This is a genomic window from Pseudomonas sp. SDI (assembly GCF_003105155.1).
Classification (GTDB): domain Bacteria; phylum Pseudomonadota; class Gammaproteobacteria; order Pseudomonadales; family Pseudomonadaceae; genus Aquipseudomonas.
This window is the reverse complement of record NZ_QETK01000029.1, coordinates 23,613-42,231: the sequence shown is the minus strand read 5'-3', so window position 1 is coordinate 42,231 and position 18,619 is coordinate 23,613. Positions and strand designations below refer to the sequence as shown.

The following is an 18,619-nucleotide window of genomic DNA, read 5'->3' as shown; positions in this document are numbered from 1 at the left end:
TCTCCCTGACTTTCTGAAGAGACACCCCCATGAATACCCGGGCTTACAGTGCCGCCCAGATCGTGCTGCACTGGCTATCTGCGGTGGTCATCATCTGGACGCTGGCCAGTGGCTTCCTGCTGGGGCTGGACGTATTGGGTCGCAACGAACAACTGGCCCGTTTCAACGTTGCCCTGACAACCGTATTCATTCCCTTTTTTGTGCTGCGCTGCGTCCTGCGGCTGATCCGGCCGGTGAACAAACTGGCCACCGGCAACGCCACTCAGGCGCTGCTCGCCGAGCTCGTCCACGCTCTGCTGTATGGCGTCACTGCGCTGGTACTGCTGACCGGTGTGCTGATGATGAGGCAGCCGATCGACGTCTTTGGCTGGGTGCAGTTCCCGGCCCCGCTCGACATCGGCCCGTTAAGCGCCGGGCTGGGTAGCTTGCATATCGGCGCCTGCGTGGTGTTGTCCTTGCTGGTCGCGCTGCATGCCGGGGCCGTGCTGCTGCATACCCTGGCCGGCCGCCCAGTGCTCAAACGCATGTCGGTGTTCCGGTGAACGCACGGCGCCTGTTGCCGTGGCTCGGCGTCGTGCTGTGTGCCACTGCCTGGATGGGCTGGGACGAGTTCGACCACCGTCGCCAGCTCGATCAGCGGCAACCGGTGCTGCCAGCTAGCGCCGTGGCGACCCCGGCGCGGCCCTTCGATGCCGGCACCATTGCGCTGGCCTTCGCCGCCTCGGCCAGCGTCGGCGCCTTGGCCACGGCCGAACAGTTGACGCTGCAAGCGGTGATCCTCGGCAGCGAGGGCGACTCCCGCGTGCTGATCGGTGCCACCGGCAAGGCGCGTTTCTACCGGGTTGGCGAGCGTTTGCCGGATGGCAGCGTCGTGCGCCGTATCGAGGCACGGCAGGCGCTGCTCTGGCAGCGCGGTCACGAACAGCGCGTCTCGCTGGCCATTACCCCGTCCCTGTTGATCCCTACCCGTGGAAACCGCTCATGAACCGTATTCCCAACCGGCTGCGCCTGGCGCTCGCGCTGTGCTGCCTTGCGATCACTGCGGCGATGGCCGAAGAACAGCGCTGGCAACTGGCCCTGAACGATGCCGATGTGCGCGAAGTGGTTCGTGAGGTCGGGCAGATACTTGAACAAACGATCATTCTCGACCCGCGTGTGAAGGGCAAGATCAGCGTGCTGTCGGCCGAGCAACTGGACCGCGAGGGCGTGCGCCGGTTGTTCTACTCGGTGCTTAACGCACAGGGTTTCGCTGCGGTGAACGACGGTGAGCGCCTGCTCGTGGTGCCGGCCAATGAGGCCAAGACCTGGGCCAACCGGCAGGTCTACGACCTCCCCGATGCCTTTGACACCCAGGTGTTCGAGCTAGGCAGCAGTGTCGCGGCCGACCTCGCCGCGCTGCTGCGCCCACTGGTGTCGGCCAATGGCTACATCGGCCCCTCGGCCTCGGCCAATGCCCTGGTGATCACCGACTCGGTGGCCAACCTCGGACGCCTGGCCGAGCTGATCGACCAGCTCGATGCCGGCGAGCAGCACAATCACAGCCTGGTCAGCCTGCGCCACGCCCAGGCCGAGGCACTGGTGCCGCTGGTCGAGGCGGCCATCGGGCGTGCGGATGCCGGGCACAAGGTGCTTGCCGACCCGGCCGGTAACCGCGTGCTGATCCTCGGCCCGGCCAAGGTCCGCGCGCGCCTGGAGCGCCTGGTGCGCTCGTTCGATACGCCGACCGCGCCGAGTGCGCGCAACTGGCGGGTGATGCGCCTGAACCATGCCGATGCCGGGCACCTGGCCAAGGTCATGGGCGAGGTCGGCAAGCGCCTCGATGAGCCCGACCAGGCCGGCGACAGCCGCAAGGCCGGCGGCGACAGCAAGCCGAAGGTCGAAGCCGACGAGAGTCAGAACGCGCTTGTGCTGGTCGCCCAGCCGGAACGCCTGCGGGCAATGGAACAGATCGTCGGGCAGCTCGACAAGCCACGGGCGCAGGTGCTGATCCAGGCGGCGATCGTCGAGGTCAGTGGTGACATCAACGAAGCCCTCGGCGTGCAGTGGGGAATCAACCGTGGCGACGTGCTCGGGGTGATCAACTTCCCGGGCACCGACCTGGCGCTGCCCGAATTCCTCGCCGGCGCCGCCGGTCGGGGCGGGAACGGTGCCGCCGTGGCGCTGGGTTCCGACCGCTTTGTCGCGCTGGTTTCGGCGCTGGCCAACAATACGCGCAACAACCTGCTGTCGACCCCCAGCCTGCTGACCCTGGACAACCAGGAGGCGGAGATCCTGGTCGGGCAGAACGTACCGTTCCGTACCGGCTCCTACACCACCTCGGGGGGTGGTGCGGACAATCCGTTTACCACCGTCGAACGCAGAGACATCGGTATCAGCCTGAAGATCAAGCCGCATATCAATGAAGGCAGCAACCTGCGTCTGGAGGTGCAGCAGGAGAGTTCGGAGATCATTCCCGGCCTCGAAAGCGAGGACATCATCACCAACAAGCGTTCGCTCAAGAGCACCATCCTTGCCGACGACGGGCAGATCATCGTGCTCGGCGGGCTGATCAAGGACAGCGTGCGCAGCGAAGAAAGCGCGGTACCGCTGCTCGGCCGTCTGCCCTGGGTCGGCGGGCTGTTCCGTTGGCGCAGCGACACCAAGGTCAAGACCAACCTGATGGTGTTCCTGCGCCCGACCGTGCTGCGTAGCGCCGAGGCGCTGGGACAGCAAAGCCGTCAGGCATTCGACGCGATTCGCCGGGGCAGCCCCGAGGGCTGGATCGACAGCGATCCGGCTAGCCTGTTCGTGCCGTCGGCCAGCGAACCAGCGCGATGAGCGAGCTGCTGCCGTTCGCCTTCGCCCGCCGTCATGGGCTGCTGCTCGACCTGCAGGCCGTGCCGCCGGCACTGCTGATGCGAGCCTCGGCCAGCCTCGCGGCGCTGGCCGAAGCCCGCCGGGTGGTCGGTGCGCGCTGGCCCTTGCAGCAGGTCGACGAGGCCGCTTTTGCCGCGCGCCTGGCCGCCTGCTACAGCGCTGGGCAGGAGCAGGCCGGGGCGGTGGTGCAGGGCCTGGACGAGCAACTCGATCTGTCGCGTCTGGCCGAGGAACTGCCGCAAACCTGCGACCTGCTCGACCAGCAGGACGACGCGCCGATCATCCGCCTGCTCAATGCGCTGCTCAGCGAGGCGGTGCATGCGCGGGCGTCGGACATTCATCTGGAAACCTTTGAGCAGGACCTTTGCGTACGCCTGCGCATCGACGGGGTACTGCGCGAAGTGCTGCGACCGCGCCGCGAACTGGCAATGTTGCTGGTGTCGCGGATCAAGGTCATGGCGCAGCTGGATATTGCCGAAAAGCGCGTGCCGCAGGATGGCCGGCTGAGCGTGCGGCTGGCTGGCCACGAGGTCGACGTGCGGGTTTCGACGCTGCCTTCGGCCCATGGCGAACGGGTGGTGATGCGCCTGCTCGACCGCCAGGCGGTGCGCCTGGACCTGACGGCGCTGGGCATGCCGGCAGGCGTGCAGGCACCATTCGAGCAGGTGCTGCACAAACCCCACGGCATCTTCCTGGTTACCGGGCCGACCGGTTCGGGCAAGACCACCACGTTGTATACCGCGCTGTCCCTGCTCAATGACAGCTCGCGAAACATCCTCACCGTCGAGGACCCGATCGAGTACCACCTGCCGGGCATTGGCCAGACCCAGGTCAACCCCAAGGTCGAGATGACCTTCGCCCGCGGGCTGCGGGCCATCCTGCGGCAGGACCCGGATGTGGTCATGGTCGGCGAGATCCGCGACCGCGAAACCGCGCAGATTGCCGTGCAGGCCTCGCTGACCGGGCACCTGGTGCTGTCGACGCTGCACACCAACAGTGCGCTGGGGGCGGTGGCGCGGCTGGTTGACATGGGGGTCGACCGCAGTCTGCTCGCCGCCTCGCTGGCCGGGGTGCTGGCGCAGCGTTTGGTGCGGGTGCTTTGCCCGCATTGCCGGGTCGAGGTCGAGGTGTCATCGGCGCTGGCCGGGCGCCTGGGCCCGGCGGCGCCGGCGCGGGTCTTCGCGGCGCGTGGTTGCGCGCACTGCCGGCAGGGTTATAACGGCCGGCAGGCGATCTACGAGATGCTCCCGGTGACGGCGGCGCTGGCCCAGGCCATCCATGCCCAGGCGGCCCCGACCGAGCTGCTGGGCCTGGCTCGCGAGCATTCCAGCAGCCTGTTTCATAACGGCCTGGAGGTGCTGCGGCAGGGCCGCACCAGCGTTGAAGAGCTGCTGCGTGTGACGGTGGCCGAATGAGCCTGCCGCGTTTTCATTACCGTGCACAAACGGCTGAGGGCAAACGCAGCCGCGGTGTTCAGACGGCCCGCGATGCCCGGCATGCCCGGCAACTGTTGCGCGCCCGCGGCTTGCAGGTGCTGGCGCTGCGCCCGGCGTTTGCACTGAACCCTGGCGGGTGGATAACCCCGGCGTCGCTGAGTGTCAGTCAACGGGTCTTGCTGACCCGGCAACTGGCGACCCTGCTACAGGCCTGCATGCCGCTGGCCGAGGCGCTGCACGCAGTGGCCGCGCAAAGCGAGGCGCGGCCGGTGCGGCAACTGATGCTCGACGTCGCCCAGCGGATCGCCGAGGGGCACACCCTGGCCAAGGCACTGGGGCACTTTCCGCGGGCGTTCCCGCCGCTGTATTGCGCGACGGTGGCCGCTGCGGAGCGCTCCGGTCACCTTGGCCTGGCCTTCGAGAACCTCGCCGAGCACAGCGAAAACCAGCAGCTGGCACGTCAGCGGATCCGCCTGGCGATGGTCTACCCGTTGATCCTGATGCTGGCGTCCATGGCAATCGTTGCCTTCCTGCTCGGCTATGTGGTGCCGGATGTCGTGCAGGTGTTCGTGCAGAACCACCAGGCGCTGCCCGCCATGACCCAGGTGCTGATGGCCCTGAGCGAGGCGGTCCGCCGTTACGGGTTGCTGTGCCTGGCGGCCGTTGGCTCAAGCCTGCTGGTGCTGACACTGCTGTTGCGCGAGCCGGCGCGGCGCCTGCGCTGGCACGCCGTGCAATTGCGCCTGCCGGTCGTTGGCGCGGTACTGCGCGGTAGCGAAGCGGCACGGGCCATTCGGACCCTGGCCATTTTGCTCAGTAGCGGCGTGCCGCTGGTGGACGCCCTGCGCATTGCCGCCGCAGTGGTCGTCAACCTGGCGCTGCGCGCACGCCTGGAAGGCGCCGTGCAGGCGCTCAGCGAAGGCGACAGCCTGGCCCGCAGCCTGGAACGCAGCGCCACCTTGCCGCCGCTGATGTTGCACATGATTGCCAGCGCCGAGCGCGCCGGCGAACTGGAACGGATGCTCGGGCGCGCCGCCGAACTGCAGGAAAAACTCCTCGCCGCGCGGATCGCCCTGGCCGTCAGCCTGTTCGAGCCGTTGATGCTGGTGCTGATGGGCGCCGTGGTGCTGTTCATCGTCCTGGCCATTCTCATGCCGATCCTCAACCTCAACCAATTGGTGAACTGAACATGCCTGCCTGCCGATCCCGCAAACGCCGCCAGGGCGGCTTTACCCTGATCGAGATCATGATCGTGGTGGTCATTCTGGGGGTCCTGGGTGCCCTGGTGCTGCCCAACCTCATGGGCCGCCCCGACCAGGCCAAGGTCACTGCAGCGCGGACCGACATCCAGTCGATTGCCACCGCGCTGGAAATCTACCGCCTCGACAATGGCCGTTACCCGAGCACGGCCCAGGGCCTTGAAGCGCTGGTGCGTCGGCCGCAGGTGGCACCGCTGCCGCGCAACTGGAGCGCCCAGGGTTATCTCAAAGCCGTGCCGAGCGACCCTTGGGGCACGCGCTATCAGTACCGTAGCCCTGGGGTGAAGAGTACGCAGGGCTTCGACCTCGGGTCGTTGGGCGCCGATGCCCAGCCCGGTGGCGACGGGGTGGCTGCCGACCTCGGCAACTGGGCGCTCTGAGCATGCGTCGGGCTTGCGCGGGGTTCACCTTGCTCGAACTGTTGATCGTGCTCGCGCTGATGGCGCTGGCGGTGTCCATGACCGGCTTGGTGGGCACCCGCGACCCGGCGCGGGAAGCGCGTCAGGAGGCGGCCGGGATGCTCGAACTGCTTCAGCACGGGCGCCAGCTGGCGCTCAGTGAAGGCCGTGAGTATGGCCTCTGCGTCTCCCCGGCCGCCGTTCAGTTGATGCGTTGGGGCGGAGCCAGCTGGCAGCCGCAGGGCGCTGCGCTGCTCGCTGCCAGCGTGCTGCAGCTGTCTGTGCAGGGGCAGGGCGTGCAGTTGCCGGCGCGCTGTCGCGAGCCGCAGGTGCTGCTGTCGAGCAGCGACGAGATCAGCGAGTTCAGGTTGCGCCTGAACCGTGACGGCAAGCCCCTTGCGCAGGTCGTCGGCAACGGTTTGGACGATCCGCGCAGTGAGGACTAGGCAACAGGGCTTCACCCTGCTCGAAGTGCTGATCGCCCTGGCCGTGTTCGCCCTGCTGGCGGCCACCGTCGCCTCGGCCAGCGGCCATGTGCTCGGTCGTCAGGGCCAGTTGCGCGATCGTCTGGTTGCGGCCTGGGTCGCCGACAACTACCTCAGCGAACGGGCGCTGGTCGCCGGACTGCCCGCCGCTCAAGTCCGCATGGACGGCCGTGACTGGTGGATCCGCGAAACAAGCCTGGGGCCGGCGGGCGAGGGCCTGGAAGCAATCGAAGTCAGTGTCGGTTTACTGCGTCAGCAGCAGGCCCTGCACCGCACGCTGAGTTGGCGCCAGGGGCCGCTGGATGAGTAGGCGCGGGCAGCAGGGTTTCACCTTGCTTGAGCTGTTGCTGGCCCTGGCGTTGTTCGCCCTGCTGGCGCTGGCCAGCTGGCGCCTGTTCGATCTGTTGTTACGTGCACAGGCGGCCAGCAGCGCCCATGCTGGCCAGTTGCGCAGCGTGCAGCGCGCCGTGGCGCTGATCGAGCGGGATGTGCGTCATGGTCTGTTCGTACCGGGCAGCAGTGGCGCGCTGTTCACTCACGACGGCGCGCGCCTGCAATGGTTGCGGGCCGCCGAGCGCAACCTGGCCGATGCGCCGCGCAGCGCGTTGCGCCAGGTTGAGTACTGGCTGGAGGACGGTACGCTGTGGCGCTACAGCCGCGTCCTGGAGCGCCATGAGGGGCGGCCACAGGCGGTGTTGCACAACGTGCGGCAACTGCGCTGGCGCTTCCACCTTGGTGCGCAGGGTTGGCAGGCGCGGCAGCCCAAAGCCCCTGGCGAGACCGCACAAGCGCTGGAGCTGCTGCTGTCGGTAGGCGACTTCAGCGAGCTGCGGCGGGTGATCGCCCTGGTCGAGGCACCCGAGGATGCCTAGGCGGCAGCGGGGCATGGCCCTGATTACCGTGTTGCTGGTGCTGGCGCTGGTCCTGGTGAGTGTCTCGGCGCTGCTGCGCAGCCACCAACTGGCGCTGGACAGCCTTGGCCAGCAGCTGCGGGCCATGCAGTTGCGGCAACTGGCCGAGGCTGCCGAGCGCCATGCACTGGGCCGGCTGCGCCGCCGCGAAACGCTGACCCATGCGGGCCAGGCCTGGGCCCAGCCGCAGCTACTTGAGCTTGCCCCGGCGCGGGTGCGGATCGCTATCGAAGACCTGGCCGGGCGCTTCAACCTGCGCACCCTCGCGCGCCAGGGACAACTCGACCAGCCGACCCTGCGGCGCTGGCAGAACCTGCGTAAGGCGCTGGCCATCGATGCCCTGGCGCCCGAGCAATGGCAGGGCCTGCGTCTGCTCAGCCTGGACCAGTTGCGGGTCTTGCCCGGGGTCGACCGGGCGCTGCTCAAGCGTTTGCAGCCGAGGGTTGCATTGCTGCCGGTAACGCAGGGGCTGAACGTCAACACCGTCGGCGCGCCGTTGCTGGCGATGCTTGAAGGCATCGACGAAGCCGCCGCCCGGCAATTGTTACAGCAACGTCCGGAGCACGGCTTCCCCAGCGTGCAGGCCTTCACCGCGCAAGCCCAGGCGCAGCAATTGCTGCTCAGCGGCCAGGGGCTGGCGGTTGCCAGCAACTGGTTTCGCCTGACCATCGAGGTGCAGTTGGGCGAGCAGCGGCTCTATCTGTACAGCGAGGTGCAGCGCGAGGAGGGTTCGCCGACGCTGCGAGTCGTCCGGCGCACCTTGTCACCGTTTGAGGAACATCACCTGTTATGAGCGAACACTGGCTTTACCTGCTCCCCGATGGCCTGGCGGCGCCCGGCAGCGACTGGCCGACCTGGCGCTGGCGCAGCGACAGCCAGACGCCGCTTGCCGCACCACTGCATGAGGCGGCTCAGGCGCTCGGCGCCGTGCCCATGGTGTTGGTGCTGCCGCAGGAAATGCTCGGCTGGGACCTGTGCCCGGCGCTCGGCCGCTGGCCGTCGCGGCAGGCGCTCGGGTTTGCCCTGGAAGAGCAGTTGGCGCAGCCGCTGGAGACGCTGCACCTGGCCTTCGGCGCGGCGCTGGATGACCGGCGTCGGGCGGTCCTGAGCGTTGACCGCGAGCGTTTCGCCGCCGTGCTGACGCTGCTTGCCGGGCATGGCCTGTCGGCGCTGGCGGTGCATGCCGATGCCGACCTGCTGGCCGCTGAAGCACCCTGTGCGGTATGGCAGGCCGGGCGCTGGCTGTTGGGGGGCGGGCAGGCGCCGCGATTGGCCTTGAGTGCGGCTGACGCCGAGTTGCTCAAACCCTCGCTGGCGGCGTTGCAGTGGCTGCCCGAGGCACCGCTGCCGACGCGCCGCACAGGTGCCATCGACCTGCTGCAGGGGGCACTGCGCCGACGGCGCAAGGTATTGGCCTGGCAGGCCCCGGTGTTGACCGCGTTGCTGTTGCTGGCCCTGGCCTGTGGCTTCAACGAACTGCGCACGGCCGGCGTCAACGCCCGTCTCGGTGCCCTGCAGGTGCTCAACGACAAGCGCTTCGAGGCGCTCTATCCGGGCGTGCGGCGCCATGACGATCTGTTCGCGCAGCTTGCTAGCCTGCAGCAGCAGGCTGCACCGGACACCCGTCTGCAGCGCCTGGCGGTGATCAGCGAGGCGATTGTCGCGACCGGAAACCTGCGTCTGGAGCGGGTCGAGCTGCAGGCCAGCGGTGGCTGGCGGCTGGAACTGCTGGCCGAGGACCTGGCTGACCTGGAACGCTTGCGCCAGGGCCGCCCGCAGTTGGCGCTGGTGCAGGCGAACATGGGCGCCGAGGGCGTGCAGGCGCAGTTGCTGTGGGAGGACGAGGCATGAGCCAGCAATGGCGTCTGGGGTTGGCCGGGGCGCTGCTGGCCGTGCTGCTCTGGCAGGTACTCTGGCAACCTGGCCTGGGCCGGCTGGAGCGCGCGCAGCAGGCGCATGCGCGGGCGCTGGTGCTGGCTGGGGCACTGCTGGGGGCGCAACCAGGGGGCTTGCCGGCGCAGGTCGAACGGTCGCCGGCGCGCTTGAGCGCCAGTGCGCGGGCGGCGGGGCTGAAGGTGCTGGGCTTTGAACTGGGCGAGGGTCAGCTGCAGGTGGCGGTGCAGGGGCCGGCGCAGGTCCTGCTGGGCTGGTTGCAGGCGCGCGAGGTCGAGGGCGGGCGCTTCAGTAGCCTGACCCTGGAGCGGATCGACGGGCAGTTGCGTGTGCAGGCGGTGCTGGAGGTGCCGGCGGGCTGATTTAAGCTTCAGTTCAGTTGGCCTGGTTATCGTAGCGCCATCAACTACTGCACTGGAGCCTTACCATGAAAGCCCGTTACCTCGTTCTGCTGCTTGCCCCGCTGTTCAGCACGGCTGCCCTGGCCGTCGGTTATACCGGGCCAGGCGCCCAGCCGATCAGCACCGTTGCCGCCGCCAACGACGCGGCCGATGACAGCCCGGTGGTGTTGCACGGGTTTGTCACCAAGCAGCTGAACAACGACGACAAGTACGAGTTCAAGGACAATACCGGCACCATTACCGTGGAGATCGATAACGAAGATCTGCCGGCGGTAGCATTCAACGAGAAGACCAAGGTCAAGCTGACCGGTGAAGTGGAAAAGAACCTGATGAGCCGCGAGATCGATGTGGATCTGGTCGAGATCGTCAACTGATCGAAAGCATCGCGGGACGAGTCGTCCCGCGATGAGGCCCTCACTGTTTAACGGGCAACCGACTCAACTTCAGCGCCACCAGCAAGGCCACCACCAGCAAGCTACCGATAAACACCCCGATGCCGTTCCACCCGGCGTAATGCCAGAACACCCCGCCTGCCGTCCCCGCCACGCTCGACCCCGCGTAATAACTGAACAGGTACAACGACGAGGCCTGGCCCTTGGCGGTTTTCGCGCGCCGGCCAATCCAGCTGCTGGCCACCGAGTGCGCACCGAAGAAGCCGAAGGTAAACACCAGCATGCCGACAATCACCAGCGGCAACGGCTGGAACAAGGTCAGCAGCAAACCAGCGAACATCAGCACAATCGTTGCCCAGAACACCTTGCGCCGGCCCAGCTTGTCCGCCAGTGCGCCAATCTGTGCCGAACTGTAGATGCCCGACAGATACACCACCGACAGCAACCCGACCAGCGCCTGGTTCATCTGGTACGGCGCCGCCAGCAGGCGATAGCCGATGTAGTTGAACAGGGTGACGAACGCCCCCATCAACACGAACGCCTCCAGAAACAGCCACGGCAGCCCGGCATCGCGAAAGTGCTGGGTAAAGCCCTCGAGCAGGCTGCGCGGGTTCAGCGGGCGGGCGCGGAAGTTGCGCGACTCCGGCAGGATCCGCCAGAACAGCGCCGCCGCTACCAGTGCCAGGCCGCCAATCACCAGCATCGCCGTGTGCCAGCTGACAAAGTCGATCAGCACACCGCTGATCAGTCGCCCGCTCATCCCGCCAATCGCATTGCCGCCGATGTACAGGCCCATCGCCAGGCCGATGTGCTGCGGATGAATCTCTTCGCTCAGGTAGGTCATCGCCACTGCGGCTAGCCCGCTCAGCGACAAGCCGACCAGCGCGCGCAACGCCAGTACCCCCTGCCAGGTCGGCATCAGCGCACTGGCCAAGGTGCACAACGCGGCACAGAACAACGCCGCAACCATCACCTGCTTGCGCCCGATGCGGTCGGAAATCGGCCCGGTAATCAACAAGCCGATGGCCAGCATCGCGGTCGACACCGACAACACCAGGCTGCTTTGTGCCGCATTGATGGAAAACTCCGTCGACAGCAGCGGCATCATCGGTTGCACGCAGTACAGCAGGGCAAAGGTGGCAAAGCCGCCGCAGAACAGTGCCAGTACCGTACGCATGAACGCCGGGGTGCCTTTCTCGATCCAGCGTTCGCTGAACGGCTCGGCAGCCACATCGGCAGCAGCAGGGGGAACGTCGTGGGCGTGGGGCGCAACAGCAGTTTTCACAGGAACCTCGGAAGGGCTACGGCCGTACCCGGCAGTGAAAAAAGCATATAGCTGGCTAATGATCATTTCCAATATATTGTTCGACCTGTTTAAGAGGTTTTACGACCTATTGGAGCCGCCATGGAATTGCGTCACCTGCGCTACTTCATCGCCGTCGCCGAAGAGCTGCATTTCGGACGCGCCGCGCAGTTGCTGGGCATCTCCCAGCCGCCGCTGAGCCAGCAGATCCAGGCCCTGGAACAGCAACTGGGGGCGCGGCTGTTCGACCGCACCAACCGCCGCGTGGCGCTCAGCGAAGCCGGCCGGCTGTTCCTTGAGGAAGCCCGCCTGGTGCTGGCCCAGGTCGATAAGGCCGCCGATGTCGCGCGCCGTGCGCAGCTTGGCGAGCTGGGCGAGATGAAGGTTGGCTTCACCTCGTCGGCACCGTTCAACTCGAACATTCCCAAGGCCATCTACGCCTTCCGCCAGCGCTTTCCGGCGGTGCACCTGAACCTCAAGGAAATGAGCAGCCGCGACGTCGCCGACGCGCTGCTCGACGAGTCCATCGATGTCGGCCTGATGCGGCCGCTGGCCCTGCCCGACAGCCTGCTGGCCACCGAGCTGCTGCGCGAACCTCTGGTGGCGGTGCTCAACGCCGGCCATCCGCTGGCTGCTGGCAGCGAAGCCGGCCTGCACCTGGCGGCGCTGGCGCATGAACCGTTCGTGTTCTTTCCGCGCAGCTATGGCAGCGGCCTGCATGCACAGTTGCTGAGCCTGGCCCGGGCAGCCGGGTTCAGCCCGCACTTCGCCCAGGAGGCGGGGGAGGCGATGACCATCATCGGCCTGGTGTCGGCGGGGTTGGGGGTCTCGGTGCTACCGGCGTCGTTCCAGCGCATGCGTATCGACGGCGTGGTCTACCGCACCCTGCTCGATGCCGAGGCGATGACCGCCGTGTGGCTGGTGCAGCGCAAGGCGACTGCGTCGGCGATGGTCAACGCCTTTGTCGCCTTGCTGGGCGGGCGCGAGGTGCACCCGCCGGGCTAGGTCAGTCGACGTGCGCCAGGTCGTCGCTGGCGAAGCTGATCAGCGCGTTGGCATCGGCTTCCTTGGCCGCCGCCGCCGACCCTCGGTCGAAAGCCTTCACCCGTGGTCCAGCGGGTGCTGGCTAAACCGGCGCAGCGCCGACATACTCGGGCCTTCCCCCTGACACATGGAGGTTTTTGCATGCGGCGCGTGGTGTTCAATCAGAAAGGTGGCGTGGGCAAGTCGAGCATTGCCTGCAACCTGGCGGCGGTGAGTGCCAATGAAGGCTATCGGACCCTGCTGATCGACCTGGATGCCCAGGCCAACTCGACCCAGTACCTTACCGGCCTGACCGGCGAGGACATTCCCATGGGCATTGCCGACTTCTTCAAGCAGACGCTGTCGTCCGGGCCGTTTGCCAAGAAGAGCAAGGTCGATATCTACGAAACCCCGTTCGACAACCTGCATGTGGTCACCGCCACCGCGGAACTGGCCGACCTGCAACCCAAGCTTGAGGCCAAGCACAAGATCAACAAGCTGCGAAAGCTGCTGGATGAGCTGGCTGAAGACTACGACCGGATCTACCTGGATACGCCGCCGGCGTTGAATTTCTATGCGGTATCGGCGCTGATTGCTGCCGATCGCGTACTGATTCCCTTCGACTGTGACAGTTTCTCGCGTCAGGCACTGTATGGGCTGATGGCCGAGATCGAGGAGCTGAAGGACGACCACAACGAGGGCTTGGAGGTGGAGGGGATTGTCGTCAATCAGTTCCAGGCGCGTGCCAGCCTGCCGCAGCAGATGCTCGACGAGTTGCTGGCCGAGGGCTTGCCGGTGTTGCCGGTGTACCTGGCCAGCTCGGTGAAGATGCGCGAGTCGCACCAGGCCAGCCAGCCGCTGATCTACCTGGACCCACGGCACAAGCTGACCCAGCAGTTCGTCGAACTGCATGCCTTGCTCGAAGAGCGCGCTTAAACCCCGGCGCTGCGTAGCCACTCCAGGAGTTGCTGGAGTGGGAATGCACCGCTCTGGCGGGCGATTTCACGACCATTCTTGAACAGGATCAGGCTCGGGATCGAGCGGATGCCCAGTTGCCCGGCGAGGTGCGGGTTGGCTTCGCTGTCGAGCTTGGCCAGGCGGCAGCGGCCGGCCAGTTGCTGTGCGGCCTGTTCGAAGATCGGCGCAAAGGACTTGCATGGGCCGCACCAGTCGGCCCAGACGTCGATCAACAGTGGCAGGTCGCCTTTGATCTGGCTGGCGTAGTCGGCCTGTTTCAGCTCGAACGGCGTGCGCGACAGAACGCTGGCTTTGCAGCGCCCGCATTTCGGCTGATCGCCCAGGCGCGTGGCGGGGATGCGGTTAAGGCCGTTGCAATGCGGGCAGGGGATGAGCAGGGGGTCGGTCATGCGGGGCTCCTATGTAAATCGAGATTTCAGGTTTTGCGGCTGCACCGCATAATCAAGCACTTACGAGGAACAACTGATCTCCAGGTGCTTGCCCCACTCCGGCGGCCGCTCGGCATACGCTTGCATCCCCGGCTGTTCGTCGAACGGCCGCGTCAGCACCTTGTGCAGGCGCCGTACCTCTGCGTAATCGCCGCCTTCGGCCGCTTCGATCGCCCGCTGCGCCAGGTAGTTGCGCAAGATATACAGCGGGTTCACCGCATGCATGCGCGCACGCCGGCCCTCGGCGTTGCCCGGTTCGCGCGCCAGCCGGGCCAGGTAATCCTCGCCCCAGCGATCGAACCCGGCGAGGTCGACGAAATCCTCACGCACCACTCGCAACGCCGCTTCCGCCGGCTGGTCGCCCAGGTGGCGGAAGAACAGCGTGTAATCCACCGCCCCGCGCTGCATCAGCTGCAACAGCCGTTCCAGCAAGGCCTTGTCTGCATCCTCGGCCACGGTCAGGCCCAGGCGCCGGCGCATCAGGTCCAGGTAATGCGCCTCGTACAACGGCAGGAACAACCCCAGCGCCTCCTGCAACGCCGCGACGCTGATGAACGGGGTCAATGCCTGTGCCAGTGCACTGAGGTTCCAGTGCGCAATCGGCACCTGGTTGCTGTAGCTGTAGCGGCCCTGGTTGTCGGAGTGGTTGCAGACGAAGTTGGCATCGAAATCGTCGAGAAACGCATACGGCCCGAAATCGAAGGTAATACCCAGGATCGACAGGTTGTCGGTGTTCATCACTCCATGGCAGAAGCCATACGCCTGCCAGCGCGCGGTGAGCTCGGCATTGCGCTCGACGATGCTGCGGAACATCGCCAGGTACGGCTCCGCTGCCTCGCGGCATTCGGCAAAGTGCAGGTTGAGCACATGCTCGATCAGCAACCGCTGCTGTTCCGGCTGGCGGGTGTAATAGAAATACTCGAAATGCCCATAGCGGATATGGCTCGGCGCCAGGCGCAGCAGCATCGCCGCGTGCTCCTGGGTTTCGCGCCACACCGGGGTGCTGGAACCGATCACGCACAAGGCCCGGCTGCTCGGGATGCCCAGCGCCGGCAAGGCTTCCGAGGCGAGGAACTCGCGAATCGACGAACGCAGCACGGCGCGGCCATCGCCCATGCGCGAATACGGGGTCTGCCCGGCGCCCTTCAGGTGCAGGTCCCAGTGTTCGCCGGCGTCGGTGTACACCTCGCCCAGCAGCAGCCCACGGCCATCGCCGAGGCGCGGGTTGTAGTGGCCGAACTGATGCCCGGAATAGACCATCGCCCGCGGTTCGGCCTCGGCCCACAGCTTGTGCCCGCTGAACAGCTCGGCGAACAGCGGCGACTGCGCTTCGCGCGGGTCGAGGTCGAGCAGCGCCAGGGCGGCCTCGCTGGCCACGACCAGGCGCGGCTCGGCAATCGGCTCGGGCAGCACATGGGTGGAGAACGCATCGCCCAGGCGGGCGAAGCGGTTGTCGAACAGCAGTTCGTCGAGGCTTTTCAACGCGGGTCTCCGGCAGGTTTCTGCTCAGCGTTCGGCGCTAATGGCAGCACCGTCTTGTCCATGCTTTCGACCGGCACCATCTTGTATTCCTGACCCTGCATGTTCTTCAGGTACACCTCCATCTGCCGGAACGAGATGTTGATGTGCTGTTTCTTGAATTCCTTGTTGATGTAGCGATTGATCTCGTCGAGCACCGGGTTGCGGTCGCCGAGGTCGCGCACGTGCATGCGCAGCTCATGGTCGAGGGTGCTTTCACCGAAGTTCAGGAAGTACACGATCGGCGCCGGCTCCTTGAGCACGCGCGGGTTGTCGTTGGCCGCCTGCAACAGCAGCGAACGCACCAGGTCGAGGTCCGAGCCATAGTCGACGCCGAGCTTGAGCGTGACCCGGGTAATGGTGTCGGTCAGCGACCAGTTGATCAGCTGGCCGGTGATGAAGGTCTTGTTCGGGACAATGATGTCCTTGCGGTCGAAATCGGTGATGGTGGTGGCACGGATGCGGATCTTGCTCACCGTGCCGGACAGGTTGCCGATGGTGATGGTGTCGCCGATCCGCACCGGGCGCTCGAACAGGATCATGATGCCGGAGATGAAGTTGGCGAAGATCTCCTGCATGCCGAAACCAAGGCCCACCGACAGCGCCGCCACCAGCCACTGCAACTTGTCCCAGCTCACGCCGAGGGTCGACAGGGTGGTGACGAAGCCGATCCCGGCAATCGCGTAGGACAGCAGCGTGGTGGTGGCGTAGGCGCTGCCCTGGGCCAGGTTCAGCCGCGACAGCACCAGCACTTCCAGCAGACCAGGCAGGTTGCCGGCCAGGGCGAAGGTGATGCCGATGATCACCAGTGCGCCGAGCATGTCGCCGAGGCTGATCGGCACCATGCTCATGGCCGCGCCGGTGCCGCTGGTGTACTCGTAGAGGGTGATGTTGTCGAGGTAGGCGAACACGCTGATCAGGTCCGACCAGACCCAGTACAGCGCGGCCATGAAGCCCCCGAGCAGGGCCAGGCGAATCAGTCGCAGCGACTGCTGGTTGACCTGTTCGATGTCCAGGGTCGGCTCTTCGACCACGGTTTCGCCGTCCAGGCCTTCCTTGACCGCCTGGCGCTTGCTCAGTGCCCGCTGGTAAGCCAGGCGCCGCGCAGCAACGGCCAGGCCGCGGACGAAGGCGGCCTCGATCACCAGCCAGAACATCAGCAGGTAGAGGGTGTCGATCAAGCGGTCGGTGAGCTTCAGGGCGGTGTAGTAGTAGCCGAAGCACACCGCCATGAACAGGGCGATCGGCAGGGCGGTAAACGCCACCCCGACGGCCTGGCGGAACAGCGAGGTGTTGCGGTGCGCCGGGCTGCTCAGCAGCAGCCGGCTGAGCAGCCAGGCCATCAGCGCATAACAGGTCAGTACCACGCCGATACCGAGCACGTCCTCGGCCAGCGCCGACGGCTGGTGCTCGGCCACTGCAACCACGCCGACCAGGGCCAGCACCACCGTGCCGAGACGGCGGATCCAGCTACGGAGGAACTCGACCTGCGGCTTGGCCCAGCGGAAGTGCAACTCGGCCACGCCACCGGGGGCCAGAATGCGGTAGGCGGTGTAGAACACCAGCCACGCCTGGGCGATCTGCCAGAGGGCGGCGCCGAGGTTGGCGTTTTGCCCACGGGCGTCGATCTGCAAGGCGTAGCCGCACAGGGCCAGGCCCAGGCTTAGCGGCATTGCCAGCAAGACGTTGATCAGGATCGCCTGCGGCGTGTGCCACTGGCTGTCGCGCTTGAAGTGGCCGACGTCCTGGTGAACCTTGCTCAGCCGCGCATAGAGGTATTTGCGCCGCCACAGCAGCACGCCGATCAGCAGCAACAGCGGCAGGAACAGCAGAGGCCGCTGCACCAGGCCGTCGGCCATGCCCTTGATGCCCGACCCCCAGGGCAGGCTCACCACCTGCTTTTGCAGGCGCTCGGGCACGCTGCGCAGCCATTCGAGGTCCAGCGGCTTGTTGCTGGGAATCCAGAACATCTGCTCGTCGAGGGTATTGCGCAGGGCCTGGGCGGTGCTCAGCAGTTGCTTCTGGTTCAGTTGCAGGGTGATCGATTCGTTGAGCAGGGCGCTCAGCTCGCGGTTCAGCCGTTCGAGCAGGTCGCTGCGGGTGATCGCCACTTCCAGCAGGGCCCGGCGCAGTTGCGGGGTGATGGTTTCCGCGGGTTGGCTGGCGAGCAGTTGCTCGACATAGCTGCTCGGGCTGCTGAGGGTTTCGCGCTGCTGGTTGATTTCGAACTGGTACAGGCGGATGTCGGCGATCTGGTCGGCCAGGTCGCGGTCGAGCCTCAGGTGCGGCAGCGCCTGCTTCTGCTTGTAGAGGATCTTCGACAGCAGCAGGCTGCCCTTGAGCACGTTGATCTGCTCGTCGAGGGCCTGGTCGCTCTGGGTCACGCTGTCGAGCTGCTGCTTGGTCTGCAGGTTCTGCTGGGTCAGTTCGTTGAGGCGGTCGGTGCTGCGCAGCAGGTAGTCGGAGAGCTTCAGGTTGGCGGCGCTCTCGGTCGCCAGCAGGCTGCTGCCGCCCGCTTTCTGCGCCTCGATGGACTGCTCGGTAACGGTTTGCTGCGACTGCGCCAGGCGCTTCTGGTTGATCAGCGTCTGCAGGTCCTGAATCTCCTGTTCCAGACGGGCGGCGCGCTCGATCAGCAGGTCGTGCTGGGCATTGCCGAGGTCCTGCAACAGGCTGTTGCCGGCCAGTTCCTGGCGGCGCAGCAGGGTCACGGCATTGAGCGAGGCCAACTCGGCGTTGAGCTGGGTGCGCTGCTCGGCGGAGAGCGCCTTGCCGGCGTCCTTGCCCAGTTTCAGGGTGGTGTTGATCTGCTGGCTGCGGGTCTGGTTGGCACTGATCTCGGCCTGGGCGCGCTCGGGGCGGGTCTGCGAGTTGATGATCAGGCTGTTGGCGTCGGACAGCGCCTTTTGCAGCTCACTCTGCTGGCTGGTGCGCTCGGCCAGCAACTGCTCCAATTGCGGCACGCTCTGCGCGGCATAGCGCTGGGCTACCGGCAGGGTCTTGCTGTCTTTGAGCTTGGTCAGCTCACGTTGGCTTTCGCTGGTTTGTCGCGGCGCGTCGGCGAGCTGCTGCTTGAGCGCGGCCAGGCGTTTTTCCGCCTCGTCCTTGCTGTTGAGAAACGCCAGGGTCTGTTGCAGCACCTGCTGCAAGGCCTTCTGGTCGGCCTCCGGCAGCTTGCGCTCGGCAATCTTGTCGAGGCTGTGCTGCACCGACGCGGTGCTGGGCAACTCCGCGGCATCGGCGAAGGAGAGGGACAGGCACAGCCCGAGCAGGGCTGCGCAGAGATAAGTGCGCAGGGACATAGGCAGAAAATTCGTACAACCGGGGCTGGAAATCGG

The 18,619-nt window shown here is 66.3% G+C and carries 19 protein-coding genes; 15 read left to right on the top strand and 4 right to left on the bottom strand.

Translation table 11 applies throughout. The features are described 5' to 3' along the window. Positions 1-29: 29 nt before the first annotated feature. From DCO48_RS18320 to DCO48_RS18260, 13 genes are all read left to right on the top strand, one after another. Positions 30-542: a cytochrome b gene (locus DCO48_RS18320; protein ID WP_116552016.1), complete on the top strand. Its 513-nt coding sequence runs from the start codon at positions 30-32 to the stop codon at positions 540-542. Continuing rightward, positions 539-985, top strand: coding sequence for a hypothetical protein (locus tag DCO48_RS18315; protein WP_116552015.1), 447 nt, complete (start codon positions 539-541; stop codon positions 983-985). Before DCO48_RS18320 ends, DCO48_RS18315 begins: the two co-directional genes overlap by 4 nt. Continuing rightward, positions 982-2,817: a type II secretion system secretin GspD gene (gspD, locus tag DCO48_RS18310; RefSeq protein WP_116552014.1), complete on the top strand. Its 1,836-nt coding sequence runs from the start codon at positions 982-984 to the stop codon at positions 2,815-2,817. Before DCO48_RS18315 ends, gspD begins: the two co-directional genes overlap by 4 nt. Continuing rightward, a complete protein-coding gene (gspE, locus tag DCO48_RS18305; RefSeq protein ID WP_116552013.1) occupies positions 2,814-4,271 on the top strand; it encodes a type II secretion system ATPase GspE in 1,458 nt (485 codons plus the stop codon). Before gspD ends, gspE begins: the two co-directional genes overlap by 4 nt. A 2-nt stretch (positions 4,272-4,273) precedes the next feature. Beyond that, positions 4,274-5,479 (top strand): type II secretion system inner membrane protein GspF, encoded by a 1,206-nt coding sequence (gene gspF / locus DCO48_RS18300; protein WP_116552032.1) that lies wholly within the window; start codon positions 4,274-4,276, stop codon positions 5,477-5,479. Positions 5,480-5,481: 2 nt separating this feature from the next. Beyond that, on the top strand, positions 5,482-5,931 hold the full coding sequence (gene gspG / locus DCO48_RS18295; RefSeq protein WP_116552012.1) for a type II secretion system major pseudopilin GspG: 450 nt from the start codon (positions 5,482-5,484) through the stop codon (positions 5,929-5,931). Between the two features lie 2 nt (positions 5,932-5,933). Beyond that, complete coding sequence (locus tag DCO48_RS18290) at positions 5,934-6,395, top strand: prepilin-type N-terminal cleavage/methylation domain-containing protein (RefSeq protein WP_116552011.1); 462 nt, start codon at positions 5,934-5,936, stop codon at positions 6,393-6,395. Beyond that, entirely contained in the window at positions 6,385-6,744 is a 360-nt protein-coding gene (gene gspI / locus DCO48_RS18285) for a type II secretion system minor pseudopilin GspI (RefSeq protein WP_256584090.1), read from the top strand. Before DCO48_RS18290 ends, gspI begins: the two co-directional genes overlap by 11 nt. Further along, positions 6,737-7,306, top strand: coding sequence for a type II secretion system minor pseudopilin GspJ (gene gspJ / locus DCO48_RS18280; protein ID WP_116552010.1), 570 nt, complete (start codon positions 6,737-6,739; stop codon positions 7,304-7,306). The genes gspI and gspJ overlap by 8 nt, the downstream gene beginning before the upstream one ends. Before the next feature lie 13 nt (positions 7,307-7,319). Next, positions 7,320-8,138, top strand: coding sequence for a general secretion pathway protein GspK (locus DCO48_RS18275; RefSeq protein WP_165840797.1), 819 nt, complete (start codon positions 7,320-7,322; stop codon positions 8,136-8,138). Then, positions 8,135-9,196 carry a type II secretion system protein GspL gene (gspL, locus tag DCO48_RS18270; protein WP_116552008.1) on the top strand — a complete coding sequence of 354 codons (1,062 nt, stop codon included), beginning with the start codon at positions 8,135-8,137 and terminating at the stop codon, positions 9,194-9,196. Before DCO48_RS18275 ends, gspL begins: the two co-directional genes overlap by 4 nt. Next, complete coding sequence (gene gspM, locus DCO48_RS18265) at positions 9,193-9,600, top strand: type II secretion system protein GspM (protein WP_116552007.1); 408 nt, start codon at positions 9,193-9,195, stop codon at positions 9,598-9,600. The genes gspL and gspM overlap by 4 nt, the downstream gene beginning before the upstream one ends. Before the next feature lie 65 nt (positions 9,601-9,665). After that, on the top strand, positions 9,666-10,013 hold the full coding sequence (locus tag DCO48_RS18260) for a YgiW/YdeI family stress tolerance OB fold protein (protein WP_116552006.1): 348 nt from the start codon (positions 9,666-9,668) through the stop codon (positions 10,011-10,013). A 40-nt stretch (positions 10,014-10,053) separates the two neighbouring features. On the opposite strand, the gene DCO48_RS18255 is transcribed toward DCO48_RS18260, so the two are convergent. After that, positions 10,054-11,316, bottom strand: coding sequence for an MFS transporter (locus DCO48_RS18255; protein ID WP_116552005.1), 1,263 nt, complete (start codon positions 11,314-11,316; stop codon positions 10,054-10,056). 120 nt (positions 11,317-11,436) lie between these two features. Between DCO48_RS18255 and DCO48_RS18250 the strand changes: the two genes are divergently transcribed. Together DCO48_RS18250 and DCO48_RS18245 are read left to right on the top strand one after the other, a co-directional pair. Continuing rightward, complete coding sequence (locus tag DCO48_RS18250; protein ID WP_116552004.1) at positions 11,437-12,339, top strand: LysR family transcriptional regulator; 903 nt, start codon at positions 11,437-11,439, stop codon at positions 12,337-12,339. A gap of 180 nt (positions 12,340-12,519) precedes the next feature. Further along, the gene (locus tag DCO48_RS18245; RefSeq protein ID WP_116552003.1) at positions 12,520-13,293 is read left to right on the top strand and encodes a ParA family protein; all 774 of its coding nucleotides are present in this window, start codon (positions 12,520-12,522) and stop codon (positions 13,291-13,293) included. On the opposite strand, the gene trxC is transcribed toward DCO48_RS18245, so the two are convergent. Genes trxC through mscK form a run of 3 tightly spaced genes read right to left on the bottom strand, consistent with a single transcriptional unit; the run spans position 13,290 to position 18,583 of the window. After that, positions 13,290-13,724, bottom strand: coding sequence for a thioredoxin TrxC (gene trxC, locus DCO48_RS18240; RefSeq protein ID WP_116552002.1), 435 nt, complete (start codon positions 13,722-13,724; stop codon positions 13,290-13,292). The two genes, DCO48_RS18245 and trxC, sit on opposite strands and share 4 nt — an antisense overlap. Positions 13,725-13,784: 60 nt before the next feature. Beyond that, positions 13,785-15,245 (bottom strand): protein adenylyltransferase SelO, encoded by a 1,461-nt coding sequence (gene selO / locus DCO48_RS18235; RefSeq protein WP_116552001.1) that lies wholly within the window; start codon positions 15,243-15,245, stop codon positions 13,785-13,787. Next, positions 15,242-18,583 (bottom strand): mechanosensitive channel MscK, encoded by a 3,342-nt coding sequence (gene mscK / locus DCO48_RS18230; RefSeq protein WP_116552000.1) that lies wholly within the window; start codon positions 18,581-18,583, stop codon positions 15,242-15,244. The genes selO and mscK overlap by 4 nt, the downstream gene beginning before the upstream one ends. Between the last annotated feature and the right edge of the window lie 36 nt (positions 18,584-18,619).

Excerpts from the sequence above, each read along its gene's own strand:
- DCO48_RS18290 (WP_116552011.1), top strand. The coding sequence starts at position 5,934 with ATGCGTCGGGCTTGCGCGGGGTTCACCTTGCTCGAACTGTTGATCGTG.
- trxC (WP_116552002.1), bottom strand. The coding sequence starts at position 13,724 with ATGACCGACCCCCTGCTCATCCCCTGCCCGCATTGCAACGGCCTTAAC.
- gspD (WP_116552014.1), top strand. The coding sequence starts at position 982 with ATGAACCGTATTCCCAACCGGCTGCGCCTGGCGCTCGCGCTGTGCTGC.
- DCO48_RS18250 (WP_116552004.1), top strand. The coding sequence starts at position 11,437 with ATGGAATTGCGTCACCTGCGCTACTTCATCGCCGTCGCCGAAGAGCTG.
- gspE (WP_116552013.1), top strand. The coding sequence starts at position 2,814 with ATGAGCGAGCTGCTGCCGTTCGCCTTCGCCCGCCGTCATGGGCTGCTG.
- gspL (WP_116552008.1), top strand. The coding sequence starts at position 8,135 with ATGAGCGAACACTGGCTTTACCTGCTCCCCGATGGCCTGGCGGCGCCC.
- DCO48_RS18275 (WP_165840797.1), top strand. The coding sequence starts at position 7,320 with ATGGCCCTGATTACCGTGTTGCTGGTGCTGGCGCTGGTCCTGGTGAGT.
- DCO48_RS18320 (WP_116552016.1), top strand. The coding sequence starts at position 30 with ATGAATACCCGGGCTTACAGTGCCGCCCAGATCGTGCTGCACTGGCTA.
- gspJ (WP_116552010.1), top strand. The coding sequence starts at position 6,737 with ATGAGTAGGCGCGGGCAGCAGGGTTTCACCTTGCTTGAGCTGTTGCTG.
- gspM (WP_116552007.1), top strand. The coding sequence starts at position 9,193 with ATGAGCCAGCAATGGCGTCTGGGGTTGGCCGGGGCGCTGCTGGCCGTG.
- mscK (WP_116552000.1), bottom strand. The coding sequence starts at position 18,583 with ATGTCCCTGCGCACTTATCTCTGCGCAGCCCTGCTCGGGCTGTGCCTG.
- gspG (WP_116552012.1), top strand. The coding sequence starts at position 5,482 with ATGCCTGCCTGCCGATCCCGCAAACGCCGCCAGGGCGGCTTTACCCTG.
- DCO48_RS18260 (WP_116552006.1), top strand. The coding sequence starts at position 9,666 with ATGAAAGCCCGTTACCTCGTTCTGCTGCTTGCCCCGCTGTTCAGCACG.
- DCO48_RS18245 (WP_116552003.1), top strand. The coding sequence starts at position 12,520 with ATGCGGCGCGTGGTGTTCAATCAGAAAGGTGGCGTGGGCAAGTCGAGC.